Source organism: Oleiphilus sp. HI0132 (genome assembly GCF_001635845.1).
On sequence record NZ_LWGJ01000609.1, the window covers coordinates 1 to 3615 of the forward strand.

6 protein-coding genes and 1 pseudogene are annotated in these 3615 nt (G+C 45.0%); all 7 read left to right on the forward strand.

Annotated elements, in window-relative coordinates:
* Positions 1–229, forward strand: a pseudogene (tuf, locus tag A3766_RS07440) (elongation factor Tu); the annotation flags it as partial.
* Positions 230–418: 189 nt separating this feature from the next.
* Positions 419–730, forward strand: coding sequence for a 30S ribosomal protein S10 (gene rpsJ, locus A3766_RS07445; protein WP_068455763.1), 312 nt, complete (start codon positions 419–421; stop codon positions 728–730).
* Between the two features lie 118 nt (positions 731–848).
* Positions 849–1487 (forward strand): 50S ribosomal protein L3, encoded by a 639-nt coding sequence (gene rplC / locus A3766_RS07450; RefSeq protein WP_068508507.1) that lies wholly within the window; start codon positions 849–851, stop codon positions 1485–1487.
* An 8-nt stretch (positions 1488–1495) separates the two neighbouring features.
* Complete coding sequence (gene rplD / locus A3766_RS07455) at positions 1496–2104, forward strand: 50S ribosomal protein L4 (protein ID WP_068508509.1); 609 nt, start codon at positions 1496–1498, stop codon at positions 2102–2104.
* On the forward strand, positions 2101–2394 hold the full coding sequence (gene rplW, locus A3766_RS07460) for a 50S ribosomal protein L23 (RefSeq protein ID WP_068508512.1): 294 nt from the start codon (positions 2101–2103) through the stop codon (positions 2392–2394). Before rplD ends, rplW begins: the two co-directional genes overlap by 4 nt.
* 15 nt (positions 2395–2409) lie before the next feature.
* A complete protein-coding gene (gene rplB / locus A3766_RS07465) occupies positions 2410–3237 on the forward strand; it encodes a 50S ribosomal protein L2 (RefSeq protein WP_068508514.1) in 828 nt (275 codons plus the stop codon).
* 20 nt (positions 3238–3257) lie between these two features.
* The gene (rpsS, locus tag A3766_RS07470) at positions 3258–3533 is read left to right on the forward strand and encodes a 30S ribosomal protein S19 (protein ID WP_068508516.1); all 276 of its coding nucleotides are present in this window, start codon (positions 3258–3260) and stop codon (positions 3531–3533) included.
* Positions 3534–3615 lie beyond the last annotated feature (82 nt).

Consider the following 3615-nt stretch of genomic DNA (forward strand, 5'->3'; position numbering starts at 1 on the left):
TCATACGCCATTCTTCCAAGGTTACCGTCCACAGTTCTACTTCCGTACGACTGATGTGACAGGTGCTTGTGAGTTGCCTGAAGGTGTTGAAATGGTAATGCCTGGTGATAACGTACAGTTAACAGCTACTTTGATCGCGCCAATCGCGATGGAAGAAGGTCTACGCTTCGCGATTCGTGAAGGTGGTCGTACTGTAGGTGCGGGTGTTGTAGCTAAGATTGTTGAATAATCTGACGCCTATATCCTAAAAAAAGAGCTGCCTTCGGGCGGCTCTTTTTTTTGTGCTAAAAGAAATCGTATTTATGTCGGGATGTCGGTTGACACGGTTGGTTGCAATACGTACAATGCGGCTCCTTTTTTATACAGCAGTCACGCGCCTTTTTGGGTTTAAGTGGCTAATTACTGGAGTTTTGGTCACATGCAAAGCCAAAAAATCAGAATCAGACTAAAAGCTTTTGATTATCGTCTGATCGATCAGTCTACACAAGAAATTGTAGATACGGCGAAGAGAACCGGTGCGCAAGTGCGTGGTCCGATTCCTCTTCCAACTAAGAAAGAGAGATTTACAGTTTTGATTTCTCCTCACGTAAACAAAGATGCGCGTGATCAGTATGAGATTCGTACTCATAAGAGAATGATGGATATTGTAGAGCCTACAGAAAAAACTGTAGATGCACTAATGAAACTTGACCTGGCAGCTGGCGTAGACGTTCAGATTAGTCTTGGTTAAGTTTTTCCAACTTTTCTAAAAAGTTGGTGCCGTTCAAGTTAGATCGAGCGGTAAAGTGTAACTACCTAATTTATAGGGCCATAGAGGGTGAAAGCCCCGTACACTTAAGAGGTGAAAAATGGCGATTGGTTTAGTCGGCCGTAAGGCTGGGATGACTCGAGTTTTTACAGACGAAGGTGCATCCATTCCGGTAACGGTTATCGAGGTTGAAGATAACCGTATCACACAGGTGAGAACAGACGATGTTGATGGTTACCGTGCAATTCAGGTAACTGTTGGTGAGCGTCGCGCTTCTCGCGTATCTAAAGCTGCAGCTGGACATTTTGCGAAAGCAGGTGTTGAAGCGGGTCGTGGTCTTTGGGAATTCCGTTTGGCGGAAGGCGAAGGCGAAGATCTTAAAGCAGGTGACGCACTTAATGCGACAGTCTTCGAAGTTGGTCAGATTATTGATGTAACTGGTCAGTCTAAAGGTAAAGGTTTCCAGGGCGGTATTAAGCGTTGGAACTTTGGCATGCAAGATGCGACGCATGGTAACTCGTTGTCACACAGATCAAACGGTTCAATTGGTCAGTGTCAGACGCCAGGTCGTGTTTTTAAAGGCAAGAAGATGTCAGGTCACATGGGTGCTGAACAAGTTACTGTTCAGAGCTTAGAAGTCGTTCGTGTAGACGCAGAACGTAACCTTTTATTGATTAAAGGTTCTGTTCCTGGTGCTACTGGCGCGGACATCATTGTCAAGCCAGCACAGAAGGCATAGGGGGCGTCATGGAATTAACAATTACTGGTTCTGGAAATTCAGTGGCTGTATCTGAAGCTACGTTTTCTCGTGAATTTAATGAGTCTTTGGTTCATCAGGTTGTCACTGCATATATGGCAGCTGCCCGCCAGGGTTCTCGAGCTCAGAAAACTCGTTCTGAAGTAAGTGGTGGTGGTAAGAAGCCATGGAAGCAGAAGGGTTCTGGTCGTGCACGTGCAGGTACTATTCGTAGCCCAATCTGGCGTTCAGGTGGTGTTACATTTGCTGCGAAGCCGCAAGATCACTCTCAAAAAGTAAACCGTAAAATGTATCGTGCAGCGATGCAGGTTATTTTGTCAGAGTTGGTTCGTCAGGAGCGTTTGTTGGTTGTTGAAGAGCTAACTGTTGCTGAGCCAAAGACAAAAGAGCTGACTGCTAAGTTGAAAGAGCAGGGTTTGCTAGATAGTACTTTGATCATTTCTGAAGAAATTGATCAAAACTTATATTTGGCGTCTCGCAATATCCCTAAAGTGGATGTGCGTGATGCGGAAAGTGTTGACCCTGTAAGCCTTGTTGGTTTCGATAAGGTGGTTGTCACAGTTTCTGCTCTTAAAAAGATTGAGGAGATGTTGGGATGAATGAACAACGTATCTATAAGGTTCTTTTAGGTCCTCATATTTCTGAAAAAGCTTCTATGGCAGCAGAGAACAACCAGGTTTGTTTTAAGGTTGCTGCGGATGCTAGCAAGCCAGAAATCAAGAAGGCTGTTGAGAAACTTTTCAATGTTACAGTTGAAGCAGTTCAAACTGTAAATATTAAAGGCAAGACTAAGTTCACTAAGAACGGTCTTGGTAAGCGCAAAGATATTCGTAAGGCTTATGTCAAATTGGCAGAAGGTCAGGATATCGATTTCATGGACGTGGAATAAGGTAGAGGTCGAATTATGCCAGTCGTAAAAACCAAACCAACATCTGCCGGCCGTCGTCATGTCGTTAAGGTAGTACACCCTCATTTATACAAGGGTCGTCCTTATGCGCCGTTAGTTGAAAAGAAATCTAAAAATGGCGGTCGTAATAACAACGGTCGTATTACTGTTCGTCACAAGGGTGGCGGTCATAAGCAGCACTATCGTGTTGTTGACTTCAAGCGCACAAAAGACGGCATTCCAGCTGTTGTTGAGCGTATCGAGCACGATCCAAATCGTTCAGCGCACATCGCATTGCTGAAGTATATGGATGGCGAGCGTCGTTACATTATTGCTCCTAAAGGTGTTGAAGTCGGTCAAGAGATTCGTTCGGGTGAAGATGCTCCTATAAAAGTAGGCAGTACCTTACCTATTCGAAATATTCCTGTGGGTAGTGTTATCCACTGTGTTGAATTGAAGCCTGGTAAAGGCGCTCAAATCGCTCGTAGTGCAGGTACTTCTGCGCAGCTAGTAGCAAGAGAAGGTGCTTATGCAACTCTTCGTTTGCGTTCTGGTGAAATGCGTAAGGTTCTTGTTGAATGTCGAGCTACTTTGGGTGAGGTTTCAAACAGTGAGCACAGCCTACGGCAATTAGGTAAAGCGGGTGCATCACGTTGGCGCGGTATTCGACCAACGGTGCGTGGTGTTGTTATGAACCCAGTTGACCACCCACATGGTGGTGGTGAAGGGCGAACCTCTGGTGGTCGTCACCCTGTTACTCCTTGGGGTGTACCTACTAAAGGCTATAAAACTCGCAAGAACAAACGCACTGACAAGATGATAGTACGTCGTCGGTCGGCTAAGTAATTAACTAAGAGGGTTACGCTGTGCCACGTTCTTTGAAAAAAGGTCCATTTATAGACCTTCATTTATTGAAGAAAGTAGAAACGGCTCTGGAAAAAGGTGACAAGAAACCAATTAAGACTTGGTCTCGTCGTTCAACTGTTTTTCCTGAGATGGTAGGCCTGACTATTGCGGTTCATAACGGACGTCAACACGTTCCTGTTTATGTAACCGAAGATATGGTTGGTCATAAATTAGGTGAATTTGCTGCAACGCGTACTTATCGGGGTCATGATGCCGATAAGAAAGCGAAGCGATAATTCTGAGAGGATATTGAGATGGAAGTAGCTGCAAAGCATAGAGGTGCTCGTCTATCTGCTCAGAAGGCACGTTTGGTAGCAG

Excerpts from the sequence above, each read along its gene's own strand:
- rpsJ (WP_068455763.1), top strand. The coding sequence starts at position 419 with ATGCAAAGCCAAAAAATCAGAATCAGACTAAAAGCTTTTGATTATCGT.
- rplC (WP_068508507.1), top strand. The coding sequence starts at position 849 with ATGGCGATTGGTTTAGTCGGCCGTAAGGCTGGGATGACTCGAGTTTTT.
- rplD (WP_068508509.1), top strand. The coding sequence starts at position 1,496 with ATGGAATTAACAATTACTGGTTCTGGAAATTCAGTGGCTGTATCTGAA.
- rplW (WP_068508512.1), top strand. The coding sequence starts at position 2,101 with ATGAATGAACAACGTATCTATAAGGTTCTTTTAGGTCCTCATATTTCT.
- rplB (WP_068508514.1), top strand. The coding sequence starts at position 2,410 with ATGCCAGTCGTAAAAACCAAACCAACATCTGCCGGCCGTCGTCATGTC.